20 protein-coding genes and 1 tRNA gene are annotated in these 16,189 nt (G+C 72.9%); 5 read left to right on the top strand and 16 right to left on the bottom strand.

What is annotated here, in order from left to right:
- The coding region (locus PV342_RS40525; RefSeq protein WP_500321153.1) for an AAA family ATPase at positions 1 to 1,228 on the bottom strand (1,228 nt) is incomplete at its 3' end.
- A gap of 146 nt (positions 1,229 to 1,374) precedes the next feature.
- On the opposite strand from PV342_RS40525, the gene PV342_RS40520 reads away from it, so the two are divergent.
- Positions 1,375 to 2,049: an esterase/lipase family protein gene (locus PV342_RS40520; protein WP_400799500.1), complete on the top strand. Its 675-nt coding sequence runs from the start codon at positions 1,375 to 1,377 to the stop codon at positions 2,047 to 2,049.
- Between the two features lie 87 nt (positions 2,050 to 2,136).
- Here PV342_RS40520 and PV342_RS40515 read toward each other — a convergent pair whose 3' ends face one another.
- From PV342_RS40515 to PV342_RS40465, 11 genes are all read right to left on the bottom strand, one after another.
- The gene (locus PV342_RS40515) at positions 2,137 to 2,712 is read right to left on the bottom strand and encodes a hypothetical protein (RefSeq protein WP_500321150.1); all 576 of its coding nucleotides are present in this window, start codon (positions 2,710 to 2,712) and stop codon (positions 2,137 to 2,139) included.
- On the bottom strand, positions 2,709 to 2,867 hold the full coding sequence (locus tag PV342_RS40510) for a hypothetical protein (protein ID WP_400799497.1): 159 nt from the start codon (positions 2,865 to 2,867) through the stop codon (positions 2,709 to 2,711). Before PV342_RS40510 ends, PV342_RS40515 begins: the two co-directional genes overlap by 4 nt.
- A 66-nt stretch (positions 2,868 to 2,933) precedes the next feature.
- On the bottom strand, positions 2,934 to 3,839 hold the full coding sequence (locus PV342_RS40505; RefSeq protein WP_026250826.1) for an RNA polymerase sigma factor SigF: 906 nt from the start codon (positions 3,837 to 3,839) through the stop codon (positions 2,934 to 2,936).
- Between the two features lie 169 nt (positions 3,840 to 4,008).
- Positions 4,009 to 4,962, bottom strand: a complete 954-nt coding sequence (locus PV342_RS40500) for an RNA polymerase sigma factor SigF (RefSeq protein WP_400799494.1) — start codon at positions 4,960 to 4,962, stop codon at positions 4,009 to 4,011.
- A gap of 160 nt (positions 4,963 to 5,122) precedes the next feature.
- A complete protein-coding gene (locus PV342_RS40495) occupies positions 5,123 to 5,419 on the bottom strand; it encodes a Dabb family protein (RefSeq protein ID WP_018558265.1) in 297 nt (98 codons plus the stop codon).
- A 31-nt stretch (positions 5,420 to 5,450) separates the two neighbouring features.
- Entirely contained in the window at positions 5,451 to 5,615 is a 165-nt protein-coding gene (locus tag PV342_RS40490) for a hypothetical protein (RefSeq protein ID WP_018558266.1), read from the bottom strand.
- A 361-nt stretch (positions 5,616 to 5,976) separates the two neighbouring features.
- Positions 5,977 to 6,171, bottom strand: coding sequence for a hypothetical protein (locus PV342_RS40485; RefSeq protein ID WP_391576899.1), 195 nt, complete (start codon positions 6,169 to 6,171; stop codon positions 5,977 to 5,979).
- Positions 6,172 to 6,512: 341 nt separating this feature from the next.
- Positions 6,513 to 6,599: transfer RNA gene (locus tag PV342_RS40480), tRNA-Ser, on the bottom strand.
- 10 nt (positions 6,600 to 6,609) lie between these two features.
- Complete coding sequence (gene tadA, locus PV342_RS40475; RefSeq protein ID WP_018558268.1) at positions 6,610 to 7,065, bottom strand: tRNA adenosine(34) deaminase TadA; 456 nt, start codon at positions 7,063 to 7,065, stop codon at positions 6,610 to 6,612.
- Positions 7,066 to 7,103: 38 nt separating this feature from the next.
- Complete coding sequence (locus PV342_RS40470) at positions 7,104 to 7,646, bottom strand: tRNA adenosine deaminase-associated protein (protein ID WP_400799489.1); 543 nt, start codon at positions 7,644 to 7,646, stop codon at positions 7,104 to 7,106.
- Between the two features lie 220 nt (positions 7,647 to 7,866).
- Complete coding sequence (locus tag PV342_RS40465) at positions 7,867 to 8,076, bottom strand: hypothetical protein (RefSeq protein WP_018558270.1); 210 nt, start codon at positions 8,074 to 8,076, stop codon at positions 7,867 to 7,869.
- Between the two features lie 145 nt (positions 8,077 to 8,221).
- On the opposite strand from PV342_RS40465, the gene upp reads away from it, so the two are divergent.
- Positions 8,222 to 8,857, top strand: coding sequence for a uracil phosphoribosyltransferase (gene upp / locus PV342_RS40460; RefSeq protein ID WP_026250827.1), 636 nt, complete (start codon positions 8,222 to 8,224; stop codon positions 8,855 to 8,857).
- A gap of 84 nt (positions 8,858 to 8,941) precedes the next feature.
- Here upp and PV342_RS40455 read toward each other — a convergent pair whose 3' ends face one another.
- Together PV342_RS40455 and PV342_RS40450 are read right to left on the bottom strand one after the other, a co-directional pair.
- The gene (locus PV342_RS40455) at positions 8,942 to 9,613 is read right to left on the bottom strand and encodes a LytR C-terminal domain-containing protein (RefSeq protein ID WP_361009397.1); all 672 of its coding nucleotides are present in this window, start codon (positions 9,611 to 9,613) and stop codon (positions 8,942 to 8,944) included.
- A gap of 132 nt (positions 9,614 to 9,745) precedes the next feature.
- On the bottom strand, positions 9,746 to 10,042 hold the full coding sequence (locus PV342_RS40450) for a type II toxin-antitoxin system VapB family antitoxin (RefSeq protein WP_018558273.1): 297 nt from the start codon (positions 10,040 to 10,042) through the stop codon (positions 9,746 to 9,748).
- Positions 10,043 to 10,139: 97 nt separating this feature from the next.
- Here PV342_RS40450 and PV342_RS40445 point away from each other — a divergent pair, with 97 nt between their 5' ends.
- Positions 10,140 to 11,690, top strand: coding sequence for a helicase HerA-like domain-containing protein (locus PV342_RS40445; protein WP_400799484.1), 1,551 nt, complete (start codon positions 10,140 to 10,142; stop codon positions 11,688 to 11,690).
- 3 nt (positions 11,691 to 11,693) lie between these two features.
- Here the strand turns inward: PV342_RS40445 and PV342_RS40440 are convergent, their stop codons facing one another.
- Positions 11,694 to 12,290 carry an HhH-GPD-type base excision DNA repair protein gene (locus PV342_RS40440; RefSeq protein ID WP_500321144.1) on the bottom strand — a complete coding sequence of 199 codons (597 nt, stop codon included), beginning with the start codon at positions 12,288 to 12,290 and terminating at the stop codon, positions 11,694 to 11,696.
- Positions 12,291 to 12,432: 142 nt separating this feature from the next.
- Here PV342_RS40440 and PV342_RS40435 point away from each other — a divergent pair, with 142 nt between their 5' ends.
- Positions 12,433 to 12,858: a DUF7144 family membrane protein gene (locus tag PV342_RS40435; protein WP_018558276.1), complete on the top strand. Its 426-nt coding sequence runs from the start codon at positions 12,433 to 12,435 to the stop codon at positions 12,856 to 12,858.
- A 141-nt stretch (positions 12,859 to 12,999) separates the two neighbouring features.
- Positions 13,000 to 15,261, top strand: coding sequence for a family 2 encapsulin nanocompartment cargo protein terpene cyclase (locus tag PV342_RS40430; RefSeq protein WP_400799480.1), 2,262 nt, complete (start codon positions 13,000 to 13,002; stop codon positions 15,259 to 15,261).
- A gap of 77 nt (positions 15,262 to 15,338) precedes the next feature.
- Here PV342_RS40430 and PV342_RS40425 read toward each other — a convergent pair.
- Positions 15,339 to 16,189 (bottom strand): CU044_5270 family protein (locus PV342_RS40425; protein ID WP_500321143.1); only part of this gene is annotated, 851 nt, incomplete at its 5' end.

The following is a 16,189-nucleotide window of genomic DNA, read 5'->3' as shown; positions in this document are numbered from 1 at the left end:
GACGGGCGGCGGCCTCGGCGCCCCGCTCCCACGCGGCGGCGGCCGCGGCGTGACCGACCGACCGGCGGGCGGACCCGGCCGCGGCCTCCAGCTCCCGTTCCGGCCCCGGTGACGGGCCGGCGGAGCGGCCGAGCCGGTGGAGCGCCCGGAACAGCCGGGCGGCCGGGGGGTCGAGCACCGAGGCGAGCGTCCCGTACGCGGCCAGCCGGTCGGCGGGGGAGAGCAGTCCGCTCAGCGAGGCGCGCAGCAGCCGTCCCGGCACGGTCGCCGTCCCGTCGCGCACCTCGACCAGCCCGTGGGCACGGGCCTCCTCGACAGCGCCGGCGCCCGGCCCGCGGCGGCGGGCCGCGCATTCCAGCGCCGGTACGGCCAGCGGCCCGCCGCAGAGCAGCAGCGCCACCACGGCGCGGGCGCCCGGGGTGAGCGCGTGGAAGCGCTCCCGGTGCCGCTCGCGCAGCCTGCTCCCCTCGGGCAGCGCGGGCGGTTCCGGCAGCCGCCCGTCCACGGCCGCCCCGGCGAGTTCCACCAGGGCCAGCGGGTTGCCGGCGGCCAGGCCGAGCACCGTGACCGCGTCCGAGCCGTGCGGGGGCATCCCGGGGAAGCGGTCGGCGAGCGTGCGGCGCGCGGCGTCCGGTGGCAGCGGTCCCAGGCGCAGGACGTCCAGGCCCTCCAGCGCGGCGGAGACGGCGCAGGCCTCGTCGGCGGCGAACACCACGGCGGCGGCGAGACCGGTGAGGCGGCGCGCCGCCATGCCGAGCGCGCGCAGCGTGGCGGGGTCCAGCCACTGCGCGTCGTCCACGCACCACAGCAGCGGCGCCGGGCGGGCGAGTTCGGCCACCAGGCCGGACAGCGCGGCGCCCAGCGCGAGTTCGCCCCCGGAGGGCTCCCTCCCGGCGAGGACCTCGGCCAGCGCCGCGCCGTACGGTCCCGGCAGGGCCCGGACGCGCGGGGCGACCGGCAGCAGAGTGCGGTGCAGGCCGGCGAGCGGGACCCGTGCCTCGGCCCGTACCCCGTCGGTGCGCAGCACGGTCGCGCCGGCCGCCGCCGCGGTGCGCGCCGCGGCGGCGAGCAGCGCGGTGCGTCCGGTGCCCGGTCCGCCGAGCAGCAGCAGCGCCCGTCCCCCGCCCTGCGGGGCCGGGCCCGACAGGGCGTCCAGGAGGGTGCGTTCGCGGTCCCGGCCGTACAGCGCCGGCGGCCACGCGGCGGGTTCGCTCCGTCCGGCCTCCATGACGCCAGTGTCTGCTGGCGCCCATCGGGAGGGAAGGGCCGTGCGTCATGTTCCGTTCATGACAGGAACGACACTGGTGATTCCACCGGTCCGCCGCCCGCGGTTCGCTCCGAAACTCCTGTCGACCCCCACGACAAGGAGTTCAGATGCGACGAATATGGGCGATCCTGCTCACCGTGGCGGCTGCCGTCGGCCTCGGCACCTTCGTGGCGCCGGCCACCGCGAACGCCGCGACCCACACCCCGGTTGTCTTCGTGCACGGCTACACCGGCAGCGCGAGCAACTGGGACTACGCGGAGACGGTCTTCGTGGCCGGCGGCTACAGCCGCGGCGAGCTCTTCGCGTACGAGTACAACTGGGCGCAGTCGAACAAGACCAGCGCCGCGGGACTGGCGAGCTATGTGCGCCAGGTGCTGTCCCGTACCGGCGCGGCCAAGGTCGACATCGTCAACCACTCGATGGGCGGCCTGGTCACCCAGTGGTACCTCACACAGCTCGGCGGAACCTCGTCCGTCCGCCGGGTCGCCTCGGTCGCGGGCGCGAACCACGGCACCACCTTCGCCTCGGCGTGCGTGATCTACGCGTCCTGCGTCGAGATGCTCCCGGGCTCGTCCTTCGTCCGCACCATCAGCAGCGGTGACGAGACGCCGGGCAGCACGGTCTACGCGACCTGGTACTCGCCGTGCGACGGAGTGATCATCCCCTACACCAGCACCCCGTTGAGCGGCGCGAACAACCACCTGGTGGCGTGCACGACCCACATCGGGTTCCTCACCGACACCGGCAGCCTCGGCCAGATCCGCTCCTACCTGGCCGGCTGAGCGCACCACCACGCCTTCCCGCGGAAGCGGGGGCCGGTCCCGGGACGGACCGGCCCCCGCCGACGCGTGCCCGGGGCGGGCCGGCGGTCAGGAGTCCGCGACCGAGACGTCCCGGGTCTCGACGTGCATGCCCGGCGGCACCCGCCAGGCCTCGACGCAGACCTTCCAGGTCGCCTTCGCGCTGCCGCCGCCGGGTACTGGCACCGGTGCGGCGCGGGTGCTCCGCACCGTGGCCCAGTCGACCCCCGGCAGGCCGATGACGTGCGTGCCGAAGGTGAGGGTCCCCGCCGTCGCGGCGCGGTCCCCGGTGTTGGCGAGGGTGACGGTGACCTTCTCGCACCAGCGCTGGGCGCCCGCCGCCCGCTGGAGCGCGCCCCCCACCAGGCGCGCAGGTGCGCCGGGGGCGGGTGCGGGTGCGCGGGAGGGTGCGGACGAGGAGGAGGCCGAACCGCCGGGAGCCGGGCGCACCGTGGGGCCGCCGGAGGGAGTCGCGGACGGCGCGGAGCCGCCCCGCCCCGGAGGCGGGGAGCCGGCGCCGCCGCAGCCGTCCGGTGCGCGGGGTGCCTCCGGAGCGGCGGGCGACGTGCGGCCGGGCGCGGACGGGGAAGGCGTACGGCCGTCCAGCGGCACGAGGTCCACGTCACCGGAGGGCGGGGCGTTCATCCCGGGCCGCCGGGCGGTCCCGGGGCGCCGACGGCCACGTAGCCCGCGCCGTTGCCCTCGCAGTCCGGGCCCAGCGCGGCGAGGGCCCCCAGGCAGACGACGGCCGCCGAGGCGGCGGCCGGCGCGCCCCGGCGGCCCGGTGGAGTGTGTACCATCCCGCCAGTGCACTGACGAACCGTCAGGTATAAACCGGCCGGCCCTCCGCCGGCCGGTCCTCGCCCCTACTGCTCGGCGGTCAGGCCCTCGCGCAGCTGCGCCAGGGTCCGGGTCAGCAGCCGGGAGACGTGCATCTGGGAGATGCCGACCTCCTCGCCGATCTGCGACTGCGTCATGTTGGCGAAGAAGCGGAGCATGATGATGCGCCGCTCCCGTGCGGGCAGCTGGGCCAGCAGCGGCTTGAGCGACTCGCGGTACTCCACGCCCTCCAGCGCGGTGTCCTCGTAGCCCAGCCGGTCGGCCAGCGAGCCCTCGCCGCCGTCGTCCTCCGGGGGCGGGGAGTCCAGCGAGCTCGCGGTGTACGCGTTCCCGACCGCGAGGCCGTCGACCACGTCCTCCTCGGAGACGCCGAGCGCCGCCGCGAGTTCGGAGACGGTGGGCGAGCGGTCCAGCCGCTGGGCCAGCTCGTCGCTGGTCTTGGTCAGTGCCAGCCGCAGTTCCTGCAGCCGGCGCGGCACCCGCACCGACCACGAGGTGTCGCGGAAGAAGCGCTTCACCTCGCCGACGATCGTGGGCATCGCGAACGTGGGGAATTCCACGCCGCGGTTGCAGTCGAAGCGGTCGATCGCCTTGATCAGCCCGATCGTGCCGACCTGGACGATGTCCTCCATCGGCTCGTTGCGGCTGCGGAAGCGGGCCGCCGCGTAACGCACGAGCGGCAGGTTCAGTTCGATGAGCGTGTCCCGTACGTACGCCCGCTCCGGGCTGTCGTCCGGCAGCTCGGCGAGCCGCAGGAACAGCGAGCGGGAGAGCGTGCGGGTGTCGACGCTCGTGTCGATGGCCTCGATCGTGCTGTCGACGGCGGTGGTGTCGGCGACGGCGGTGCCGGCGGTGTCGATGGCCTTGCCGTCAGGAGCATCGTGCGGCGCGTCGGTGTTCAGCACCTTCGGACTGCCCACTTCTACGGACATGCCACCCCCTTGAGGTCGCGGACGGGTGTCGCGGGCGACGGTTCGTTCCTCCACTGGAATACCGGAGGCCGGACCGCGACAAACGCGGTTCCCGCAGAATGTCACATGTCGGCAACGCGCTGTAGCGCCATGTCGACTTATTTCTCAGGGGGTGGGTAGTCCGTAAGGGTTACGATTCGAGCTGGTTTGCGGATCGGAGCCGGGCGAAGCTGCGCGAGAGCAGCCGGGACACATGCATCTGCGAAACCCCGAGTTCGGCACTGATCTGCGATTGCGTCAGATTCCCGAAGTAGCGCAGCAGCAGGATCCGCCGCTCCCGCTCGGGGAGCTGCACCAGCAGGTGCCGCACCAGGTCCCGGTGCTCCACGCCGGTCAGGGCCGGGTCCTCGTAGCCGAGCCGGTCCAGCAGCCCGGGCGCCCCGTCGCCGCCCTCCTGGGCCGCCTCCAGGGACGTGGCGTGGTACGCCCGCCCGGCCTCCAGGCAGGCCAGCACCTCGTCCTCGGAGAGTTTCAGCCGCTCCGCGATCTCCGCGGTGGTGGGGGTGCGCCCGTGGGCCACCGTCAGGTCCTCGATGGCGCCGCTGACCTGGACCCACAGCTCGTGCAGCCGGCGCGGGACGTGGACGGTGCGGACGTTGTCCCTGAAGTAACGTTTGATCTCGCCGACGACGGTCGGCATCGCGAAGGTCGGGAACTGCACCCCGCGTTCGGGGTCGAAGCGGTCGATGGCGTTGATCAGCCCGATCGTGCCGACCTGGACGACGTCCTCCATCGGCTCGTTGCGGCTGCGGAAGCGGGCGGCCGCGTAGCGCACCAGCGGCAGGTTCACCTCGATGAGGGCGGCCCTGACCCGGGAGTGCTCCGGGGTGCCGGGCTCCAGACCCGACAGCTGCTCGAACAGCACCTGCGTCAGCGCCCGCGCCTCCACGGCGTTGCTGTTGGTGCTCCCCCTGCCCCTGCCGCTGCCGCTGCCGCTGCCGTTGCCGTTGCCGTTGCCGTTGCTGCTGCCGTTGCCGTTGCTCGCCGTACCGGTCGCCGTACCGGTCCCGCCGCCGGTCGTCGTGCCGGTCCCGCTGCCGTCTCCGGAGGTCGATGGTGACGCGGGTCGGGCCGACACGGACATGCCACTCCTCATCGGTCCACTATCCGGCAAAAGCGGTCATAGCATCACAATTCATGTGGACTGTGTGCAAGTGAGGCGCGGCCCTCAATGAAAAAGCCCTCCGCCCGGCGGGCGGAGGGCTGTGCGTCAGGAGCGGGGCCCGAGGGGCCGCCGCGGGGCGTCACTCGAACATGTAGTCGGCGACCACCCAGGTGGAGAACTCGCGCCACAGCGCCACCCCGGCCTGGTGCGCGGGGTGCTCCAGATACGTCTTGAGTGCGGTGGCGTCCGCCACCGAGGAGTTGATCGCGAAGTCGTAGGCGATCGGGCGGTCCGAGATGTTCCAGCCCAGTTCCCAGGAGGCCAGCTCGGGGATCTGCCCGCCGAGCCGCTCGAAGGCGTCGACGCCGGCCACGACCCGGGGGTCGTCGCGTTCGACGCCCGCGTCGAGCTTGAAAAGGACCAGATGGCGTATCACGGTGCTGTGCTCCTCACCGGCTCCCGGCCGGTCAGTTGACCAGCGCGGTCATGAACTCCCCGACGCCCTTGGCGGCGTCCGATATGCCCTGGAAGCCTATCTGCACGAGATCGGCTGCGCGGGCCGGCGACGTCACGATCGTATAGAGCACGAAAGCCACGATGACGTACATGGTGATTTTCTTCGCCTGCGCCATGGCTGGAGTGTATCCACCGGATGGCCCAATCAGAGCGGGTGACGGAAGGCCTCCTTGCGGGTGATCCACGACCCCGTCCCGCTCTGTGTGTGACGCTCGCCACAGCCGGTCCGGAAGGCCGGAAAACGCCGAGAACGCCCGGTCCGGAGGGGTCGTCGGCTTCGTGAGGGCGGGACCCGTGGCCCGACGGTGCGGTCACGGTCCCGCTGTCCGGTGCGGTCACCCTCAGGCAACCCCCGCCCAGAGCGACGGCGGTGGGATCCGGACCCGCCAAGGGGCCGCCTTCCCACGCGCTTTCCGGAAGTACGGCGATGCCGGGCACTGCCGCAGCGCGGCGCGCGACCGACGTGCCGACCGGACGTCAGCAGTTCTCGTTCCTGATGACCGCTCCGAAGACGATGAGCTGCTCGGGTGTCTGCCTCGCACTGCAGATCTTCCATCCCTCGCCGTCGCCGACGGTGCGGTGCTTTCCGCTCGCGTCGAAGAGCCGCACGTCGGCGTCGGGGCCGAGTTGCTCGATCGCTCCCTTGACGCTGCCACCGATGAAGAGGGGCATCGGAACGTCGCCCGGGCCCGGACGTGAGGGGGTCGGCGTGACCGGGGGCCGGGACGGGGCGGCGTGGCCCCGGGACGGGTGCGGCTGGGGGGAGGCGCTGCAAGCGGTGAGCGGGGCGAGGAGGACGAGAGCGAGAACCGGTGTGACGGAGCGGGTGCGCATGTCTCCCCCGAGGGTGGCCGTGGTCCGGCGATCATCATCGCCGCCCTGCCGGCCCGGGGGAAGCGGCGGGCGGCGGTACCGGCACGCCGGCCGGAGGCATCGGGACCGGCCATGGGACACACGGACGAGGGGCGGCACCTGGGAAGATCTCCCGGATGCCGCCCCTCACCAGCTCAGAGCGGTAGCGGTGGGATTTGAACCCACGGAGGAGTTGCCCCCTCACACGCTTTCGAGGCGTGCTCCTTAGGCCGCTCGGACACGCTACCGAGAGAGAGCTTAGCGGACGTCCGGGGGTGCTCCGAAATCCTTTGTCCGGAAGAAGCGGGTGAGGAGCTCACCGCACTCCTCGGCGAGCACACCGTGGATCACTTCCGGACGGTGGTTGAGCCGCCGGTCACGGACGAGGTCCCACAGGGAGCCCGCCGCACCGGCCTTCTCGTCGACGGCGCCGTACACGACGCGCTCGAGCCGGGAGGCGACGGCGGCCCCCGCGCACATGGTGCAGGGCTCCAGGGTCACCACCAGCGTGCAGCCCGTCAGCCGCCATTCCCCGAGCGCCTTCGCGGCCTCCCGGACGGCGAGCACCTCCGCGTGTGCGGTCGGGTCGCCGACCGCCTCGCGTTCGTTGCGGCCACGGCCGATGACCGTGCCCTGCGGGGACAGCACCACCGCCCCCACCGGCACATCGCCGGTGCGCGGGGCGAGACGGGCCTCCTCCAGGGCGAGCCGCATCGGCGAGACCCAGGGGTCGCGCAGCGGGTCGGCCCCGGTCAGCGGACCGCCTCCAGCACGTCGGCGCAGCCCAGCGAGTCGGCGATCTCCCCGAGCGCCTCCCCGGTCAGCGCGCCGTCGCCGCTGAGGGCCAGCAGCTCCTTGTCGCTCATGCCGAAGTCCGCGAGGAGCTCGGCGTCCCCGAGCGGGCCCACGGGGACGTGCTCCTCCGTCGGGCCGGGCACCACGTCGTCGGCGAGGTCCTCGGCGTCACCTTCCTCGGTGCCGTCGAGGTCGACGATGTCGTCCAGGTCCTCGGGGTCGCGCCCCAGCAGTTCGTCGGTGAGCAGGATCTCCCCGTACGAGCTCCGCGCCGCCGTGGCGGCGTCGGACACGTAGATCCGCGGGTCCTCCTCACCGTCGACGCGGACGACGCCGAACCAGGCGTCCTCCTGCTCGATGAAGACCAGGACCGTATCCTCCCCGGCTGAAGCAGCCCGGGCCAAGTCGGTCAGGTCGGCGAGGGTTTCCACATCGTCGAGATCGGTCTCGCGCGCTTCCCAACCGTCCTCGGTGCGCGCGAGCAGTGCGGCGAAGTACACCGTGACTCTCCCACAGGTCTCAGGCCGTCCGGACTTACGGGCGGGGGCCGAATGTTCCGGCGCAGGTCCCCGCCCACACTCGGCATCGTGGCAGAAACCTCGGCTTTGCGAAGGGTCTTCCGCGCGTGCCGCGTGCCAGGCCTTCCGGCTTTTTCCGCGCGGCGGCCTGCGGGGACCCCGTCGGCGCCCGCCATGTGGCGGCATTGCGCCGGCCCGGGGACTACCAGCGGAACGTTCGCATCCGCATCTGCTGGCGCGCGCGTGCCGCGCGTGCCCGGCGTGGCTGGACGCGGTCACGGAGTTCCTTGGCCTCGTTCAGTTCGCGCAGGAACATGGCGCGCCGCCGTCGGCGTTCGGCGTCGCGCTCCTGCTGCGTACGGGCCTCGCCCGTGTCGTCCGCGCCGGCGGCGTCGCTGCCGCGCTCCGTCATGGGGCACCACCCCTAGAGATCCACGTGCCCGGCCGGGACAGTCCGGGCGTAAGGGCACGCATTCCCCCTCTCGGGTGGTTCGAAGCCTGATCGGCGGCACGGACCGGGCAGGCCGGTGCACAGGCCGAACGTTAGAGTCGTGGACATGCGGATCCACGTCGTCGACCACCCCCTGGTGGCGCACAAACTCACCACCCTGCGCGACGAGCGCACCGACTCGCCGACCTTCCGTCGGCTGGCCGACGAGCTGGTCACCCTGCTCGCCTACGAGGCGACCCGTGACGTGCGCACCGAGCAGGTGGACATCAGCACGCCCGTCGCGGACACCACGGGCGTGCGCCTGTCCCACCCGCGTCCGCTGGTCGTGCCGATCCTGCGGGCCGGCCTCGGGATGCTGGAGGGCCTGGTGCGCCTCCTGCCGACCGCGGAGGTCGGCTTCCTCGGCATGATCCGCGACGAGGAGACCCTGGAGGCGAAGACCTACGCCACCCGGATGCCGGAGGACCTGTCGGGGCGGCAGGTGTACGTCCTGGACCCGATGCTGGCCACCGGCGGCACGCTGATCGCCGCGATCGACCTGCTGATCGAGCGGGGCGCCGACGACGTGACGGCCGTGGTGCTGCTGGCCTCGCCGGAGGGTGTCGAGGCGATGGAGCTCGCGCTGGCGGGCAAGCCGGTCACCGTGGTCACCGCGGCGGTCGACGACCACCTCAACGAGCAGGGCTACATCGTCCCGGGCCTGGGCGACGCGGGCGACCGCCTCTACGGCACGGCCGGCTGACGCCGCCGTCCCACGACGTACGGAACCGGCCGCCGGGGCGTCACGCCCCGGCGGCCGGTTCCGTCGTACGGCCGTGCCGCCGGGCTAACAGCTTCCGGCGCTCGGCGCCGCGCTGGGGCGGGCCAGGGCGGCGAGGGCCTTCTCGACGGCCTTGTCGCCGGAGAGCTTGGTGAAGCCCTTGCCGAGCATGACGTCCACCGTGCCGGTGGCGCGCTTGGAGCCGGCGGCCGCGGGCTTGAGCGTGGTGGTGCCCTTGAACTGGGCGGCGACCAGCTTCATCGCGGCCTCGGCCTTGGGGCCGTGGCCACCGATCAGCAGCGCGGCCACCTTCACCTTGCGGTCGTACTCGGGGTCGGCGTTGCCGAAGGTGCCCACCTTGAAGCCGCGTGCGGCGAACTCGTCGGCGGTGTCCTTGGCCAGGCCGCCCTTGGCGGTGGCGTTGTACACGTTGATCGTCACCTCCCCGGGTTCCGGGAAGGCGATGGGTGCCGCGGAACCCGGGGCGGCCGCGGCCTTGCAGGTGCGCTCCTTGGCGGCGTTCTCGGCCTGGGCGGCCGTGTTCTTCGCCGGCGTGGACTTGCCGCCGAAGACGTCGACCAGTTGGAGCGTGCCCCAGCCGGCCAGGCCGACCACGGCGACGGTCGTCACGACGACCGCGACGATGCGCACCTTGCTCCGGGGGCGGCGCATCCGCGGGTACTGGTTCCCGGTGACCCGGTACTTTCCGCCCATGCCCGGGGGCGTCAGCATGCTCATGTGCGCAGCGTAGTGCGATCGGGCGGCCGAGCCTACTAAACGATCAACCAATCGGGGCCAATGGGGGGGAGTTGAACCCGAAAGGGCGAAGGCGTCCCCCGCGGAGGCGGGCCCGGCCGAGCGGTGCGGAGGTCAGTCCATCTCCAGCACCCGGGCGTGCAGCACCTGGCGTTGCTGGAGCGCCGCGCGCACGGCCCGGTGGAGCCCGTCCTCCAGGTAGAGGTCGCCCCGCCACTTCACGACGTGCGCGAACAGGTCCCCGTAGAAGGTCGAGTCCTCGGCGAGGAGTGTCTCCAGGTCGAGTTGCCCCTTGGTGGTGACCAACTGGTCGAGGCGTACCGGACGTGGGGCGACGTCCGCCCATTCACGGGTGCTTTTCCGGCCGTGGTCGGGGTACGGCCGCCCGTTTCCGATGCGCTTGAAGATCACACGGAAAGCCTACCGGGCAAGGGCGTACGGGCGCAGCAACGGCGCAGGAGTGCGATGGTGGGCAAATACGGTGATAGCGGGAGCAGCGGAGCAGCCCATGACCACGCCGAGCCCACCCGGCACCGCCCGGGCCATCGCCGAGGGGTACGCCTTCACCGGTCCGGCCCTCGAACTCGGCGCCCTGCTCTGGGAGGACCGGGCACTGCCCGAGGCGCCCGTACGCGTCCCGCTGGCGGTGCTCAACCGGCACGGCCTCGTCGCGGGCGCCACCGGGACCGGCAAGACCAAGACGCTCCAACTCGTCGCGGAACAGCTCTCCGCGCAGGGCGTGCCGGTCTTCCTCGCCGACGTCAAGGGAGACGTCTGCGGCATCTGTGCCCCGGGCGTGCCCGGCGACCGCGTCGCCCGGCGGGCCGCCGAGGTGGGGCAGGACTGGAGCCCGGCCGGCTGCCCCGCCGAGTTCTACGCCCTCGGCGGCATGGGCCGGGGCATCCCGCTGCGGGCCACGGTGACGAGCTTCGGTCCCGTGCTGCTCTCCAAGGTGCTGGGGCTCAACACCACGCAGGAGCAGTCGCTCGGCCTGATCTTCCACTACGCCGACACCAAGGGCCTGGAGCTGCTGGACCTGAAGGACCTGCGGGCCGTGGTCACCTTCCTCACCTCCGACGAGGGCAGGCCGGAGCTGAAGGGGATCGGCGGGGTCTCGGCGGCGACGGCCGGGGTGATCCTGCGGTCGCTGACGGCCTTCGAGGCACAGGGGGCGGGCGCCTTCTTCGGCGAGCCGGAGTTCGACACCGCCGAACTGCTGCGGAGCGACGGCGACGGGCGGGGCGTCGTCTCCGTTCTGGAACTGCCGGCCGTGCAGGACCGGCCGCAGCTCTTCTCCACCTTCCTCATGTGGCTGCTGGCCGACCTCTTCGAGGAACTGCCCGAGGTCGGCGACCTGGACCGGCCCAAGCTGGTGTTCTTCTTCGACGAGGCGCACCTGCTGTTCACCGGGGCGAGCAAGGCCTTCCTGGAGGCCATCACGCAGACCGTGCGGCTGATCCGGTCCAAGGGCGTCGGCATCTTCTTCGTGACGCAGACCCCGAAGGACGTGCCCTCCGAGGTGCTCGGCCAACTGGGCAACCGGGTGCAGCACGCGCTGCGCGCCTTCACCCCGGAGGACGCCAAGGCGCTCAAGGCGACGGTGCGCACCTTCCCCACCTCGCCGTACGACCTGGAGGAACTGCTCACCGGGCTCGGCACCGGCGAGGCCGTGGTCACCGTCCTCGACGAGGACGGCGCCCCCACCCCGGTCGCGGCGGTGCGGCTGCGGGCACCGCGGTCGCTGATGGGTCCCGCCGACCCGGCGGCGATGGACGCGGCGATCGCGAACTCGCCGCTGTACGCGCGCTACGCGCAGGCGGTGGACCGGGAATCGGCGTACGAGCGGCTGGCCGGACGGCCGGCGCCGGCTCCCGCGCGGCCGTCCGCGCCGGGCGCTGCCGGCCGCGGGCGCCGGGAGCGGCCGCGGGAGGACACGGGGATGGTGGAGCAGGTGATGGGCACCGGGGTCTTCCAGACCCTGGCCCGCTCCATCGGCACCCAGATCGGGCGGGAGATCACCCGGTCCCTGTTCGGTACGTCCAAGCGCCGCCGACGATAGGGGTCAGGACCCCTTCGAGGCCTTCGCCTCCTTGGCGGCCCGCTTCTGCTCCTGCTTGAAGGCCCGCACCTTGTCCAGAGACTCCGGCCCGGTGATGTCGGCGACCGAACGGTGGGAGTCCCGGTCCCCGTAGGCGCCCGCCGCCTCGCGCCATCCCTCCGGCGTCACGCCGAGCTGCTTGCCCAGCAGTGCGAGGAAGATCTGCGCCTTCTGCTTCCCGAAGCCGGGCAGCTCGTTGAGCCTGGTCAGCAGCTCGCGGCCGTCGGAGACGTCCCTCCAGACCGCCCCGGCGTCGCCGTCGTAGTGCTCGACGAGGTACTGGCACAGCTGCTGGACCCGCTTGGCCATCGACCCCGGGTAGCGGTGGACGGCGGGCTTCTGCGAGAGCAGCTCCGAGAAGGCCTCGGGGTCGTAGGCCGCGATCTCCCCGCAGTCGAGGTCGTCGCGGCCCATGCGCTGCGCGATGGTCCAGGGGCCGGAGAAGGCCCATTCCATGGGGATCTGCTGGTCGAGCAGCATGCCGACCAGGGCCGCCAGCGGGCTGCGGGAGAGCAGGGCGTCAGCCTCGGGCTGCTGGGCCAGGTGGAGTGTCGTTGCCATGCACCGATGATCTCGCCTGCCGGGGTTTGCCGCCCGCGGGTCACCCGGACGGCGCAGCGCGGATGGCCGTACCGGGCGGCCGGGCGGACCGTGTGGAGTGTCCGGGCAGCGTGTCCGGGCACCGAGGGACGGGAGCCATCTCATGAGCCAGCAGACACAGCCGGTCACCGAGCGCCGTCACTCGGGGCCGGCGTCGGGGGGTACCACCTTCGCCGGGGTGCTGCTCATCGTCTCCGGCGTCGTGATGATCTTCGAGGGCATCTCGGCCATCGCCCAGGACGACATCTGGGTCCGGCTCGGCGACTACGTCTTCAAGTTCAACCTGACGGCCTGGGGCTGGATCCACCTCGTGCTCGGTGTGCTGGTCCTCGTGGTCGGCGCCGCCCTGCTGCAGAACGCCCCCGACTGGGCCCGGGTCGTCGGTGTCGCCCTGGCGGCGTTCAACATCATCGTGAACTTCGCGTGGATGCCGTACACGCCGGTGTGGGCGATCATCGTCATCGCCATCGACGTCTTCGTCATCTGGGCGCTGTGCAGGAGCTGGGGGGAGCACCCCAAGCGGGCCTGAGGTCCGCGGACGAGCGGGGCCGGTCCGGGATACGGGCCGGCCCCCGCGCTCGTCCGGGGCTTCTCCCGCGGGTTTTCACCCGTTCGTATGGGTTGCCCGCCGTGCCGGATAGCGCCCGTGGCCCCGGGTAGCGCTGAACGAGTGACGCAGCCATTTGAACTGCCCGACTTCTACCTGCCGCACCCCGCGCGACTCAACCCCCACGTGGAGCAGGCCCGGGAGCACTCCCGAGGGTGGGCGCGGGAGATGGGGATGCTCGAGGGCTCGGGCATCTGGGACACCGGCGACCTCGACTCGCACGACTACGCGCTGCTGTGCGCGTACACGCACCCGGACTGCTCCGGGCCGGCCCTGTCCCTGGTGACGGACTGGTACGTGTGGGTCTTCTTCTTCGACGACCACTTCCTGGAGGCGTTCAAGCGCACGCAGGACCGCGAGGGCGGCAAGGCGTACCTGGACCGGCTGCCGGCCTTCATGCCGATGGACCTGGAGCAGGGCATGCCCGAGCCCCGGAACCCGGTGGAGGCGGGCCTCGCCGACCTGTGGGCGCGCACGGTGCCGGCCATGTCCGCAGACTGGCGCAGGCGTTTCGCCGAGAGCACCGAGCACCTGCTCAACGAGTCCCTGTGGGAGCTGTCCAACATCAACGCGGGCCGGGTGCCCAACCCGGTGGAGTACATCGAGATGCGCCGCAAGGTCGGCGGCGCGCCCTGGTCGGCGGGGCTGGTGGAGTACGCCGCCGGAGCGGAGGTGCCGGCCGCCGTCGCCGGGGCGAGGCCGCTGCTCGTGCTGCGGGACGCCTTCTCCGACGCGGTGCACCTGCGCAACGACCTCTTCTCGTACCAGCGGGAGACCGAGGAGGAGGGCGAGCTCAGCAACGGCGTGCTGGTCCTGGAGACCTTCCTCGGCTGCTCGACGCAGGAGGCCGCCGAGTCGGTCAACGACCTGCTGACCTCCCGGCTGCAGCAGTTCGAGAACACCGTGCTCACGGAGCTGCCGCCGCTCTTCGCCGAGCACGCGCTCGACCCGGTGCAGTGCGCGCGGGTGCTGGCGTACGTCAAGGGCCTGCAGGACTGGCAGTCCGGCGGCCACGAGTGGCACATGCGCTCCAGCCGCTACATGAACGGCGGCGGGGCGGGGTCCGGAACCGGAGCCGGAACCGGGGCCGGGGGCGCGGAGGCCGGATGGTCGCCGTTCGCGCTGCCCGGCGGGCTCGGGCTGTCGGCGGGGACCGTACGGACCACCGGCCGCGCCGAGGCGGCACGCGTCCGCGGGTTCACCCACGCGCCACGGAGCACCGGGCCGATCCCGCTGCCCGACTTCCTGATGCCCTTCACGGCCAGGTCCAGCCCGCATCTGGACGCGTCCCGGCGCCATGTCGTCGACTGGGCGCACCGGATGGGCCTGCTGCTGCCGCAACCCGGGGTACCGCACTCCCACGTGTGGGACGAACACAAGCTGGTCGCCTTCGACTTCCCGCTGTGCGCGGCCGGCATCCACCCCGACGCGACCCCCGAGGGGCTGGACCTCACCTCGGGCTGGCTCACCTGGGGCACCTACGCCGACGACTACTTCCCCGCCGTGTACGGCCGCACCCGCGATCTGGCCGGCGCCCGCGCGGCCAACGAGCGGCTGTCGGCCTTCATGCCGGTCGACGGCAGCCCGGCTCCGGCTCCGGCCCCGGCCACCGCCCTGGAACGGAGTCTGGCCGACCTGTGGTCGCGGACGGCCGGGGCGATGGAACCGCAGGCGCGGCGCCGCTTCCGCACCGCCGTCGAGAGCATGACCGCGAGTTGGCAGTGGGAACTGGCCAACGCGGCGCAGAACCGCATCCCCGACCCGGTCGACTACCTGGAGATGCGCCGCCACACCTTCGGTTCGGACCTGACGATGAGCCTGTGCCGACTGGGCCACGGCAGGCGGGTGCCGGAGGAGGTCTACCGCAGCGGGCCGATGCGGTCGCTGGAGAACGCCGCCGCCGACTACGCCTGCCTGATGAACGACGTCTTCTCGTACCGGAAGGAGATCGAGTACGAGGGCGAGATCCACAACGCCCTGCTGGTCGTGCAGAACTTCTTCGGCTGCGACGAGCAGGCCTCGCTCGCCGTCGTCCACGACCTGATGACCGGGCGGATGCGTCAGTTCCAGCACGTCGCGGAGAACGAACTCCCCGTGCTGTACGACGACTTCGCCCTCGGCGCGGACGCGCGGGCCGTGCTGGACGGCTATGTGCGCGAGCTGCAGAACTGGCTCGCGGGCATCCTGGCCTGGCACCGCGGCTGCCGCCGCTACGACGAGGCGGAACTGCGCCGTCCGGTGGGGGGCCTCGGCCCCCGGCTGACCACCGGGCCGACCGGGCTGGGCACGTCGGCGGCGCGCCTGGCGGTCCTGGCCGCGCGCTGACCCCGGGGGCGGGGGCGGGGGCCGCCCGGCGCGGACGAGGCCTTCCGCCCCTTCGCCGCCCGGACGGCGCGCCGCCGTCAGTCCATCCAGGCCTGGTACGACATGACGTCTCCGGCCTTCACCCGGTACTCGGGCCGGTCCTGGGTGAACGTCTCCTCGATGCCCAGGACGCGTCCGTCGACGGGGTCGAGGACGACCATGCGGCGCAGCCCTTCGGCGTCGTGGACGTAGGCCTGGCCGTGCCTGCCCAGCCGGTCGGTGACGGTGCCGGCCGGCCGCAGGCCCGGGGCGGCGGCGAGGAGCTCGTCGACGGCGGCCGTGCCGGAAAGCCCCGGGGTCCAGTCGTGGAGCAGCGAGGTCAGCGCGTCCAGCAGTGCCGGGGTGCCGGCGCAGGCGCAGCCGTACACCTGGGACAGATACCCCCGCAGTTCCCTCGCGGAGTCCGGGGGCTCGGTCCCGGACCGGCCGTACGGGGGGAGGGTGCCCGGCGGGTACGCGGCGCGGTGCAGCACCTCGCCGTCGGCGACGGTGCGCGGGGCGCCGCCGGAGTCGCTGATCACCGGCTCCCCGGGGTGCCGCGGGTCGGTAGCGACGACCAGTTCGGTGCCGCTGCCGTCCGGGTTCCAGCGGGTCAGGTGCTCTTCCGGAAGGGTCACGGGCGGGCGGGCGCCCGGGCCCGACTCCATGCCCATGCTCCACATCATCACGTGGCTCCCGCGGCGGGTGCCGGCGCCGCCGCCCCGTGCCGCCGCCCCACGTGCCGCCCCGGCCACGTCGGCCAGCGGGACCTCCCGCGAACCGGCCAGCGGACGCAGCGCGACGGGGGCGGCGACCGCCGGGGTGGTACCGGCCCCGGAGAGCACGACGACCAGGACGGCCACCACGGCCGCCGCGACCGCGGCCAGGCCCGCGACGAGGCCGCCCGGCC

This window comes from Streptomyces sp. PA03-3a, from assembly GCF_033792735.1.
Classification (GTDB): Bacteria; Actinomycetota; Actinomycetes; order Streptomycetales; family Streptomycetaceae; genus Actinacidiphila.
The sequence above is the reverse complement of the archived record's forward strand: the minus strand, read 5'-3'. Positions and strand labels throughout refer to the sequence as shown.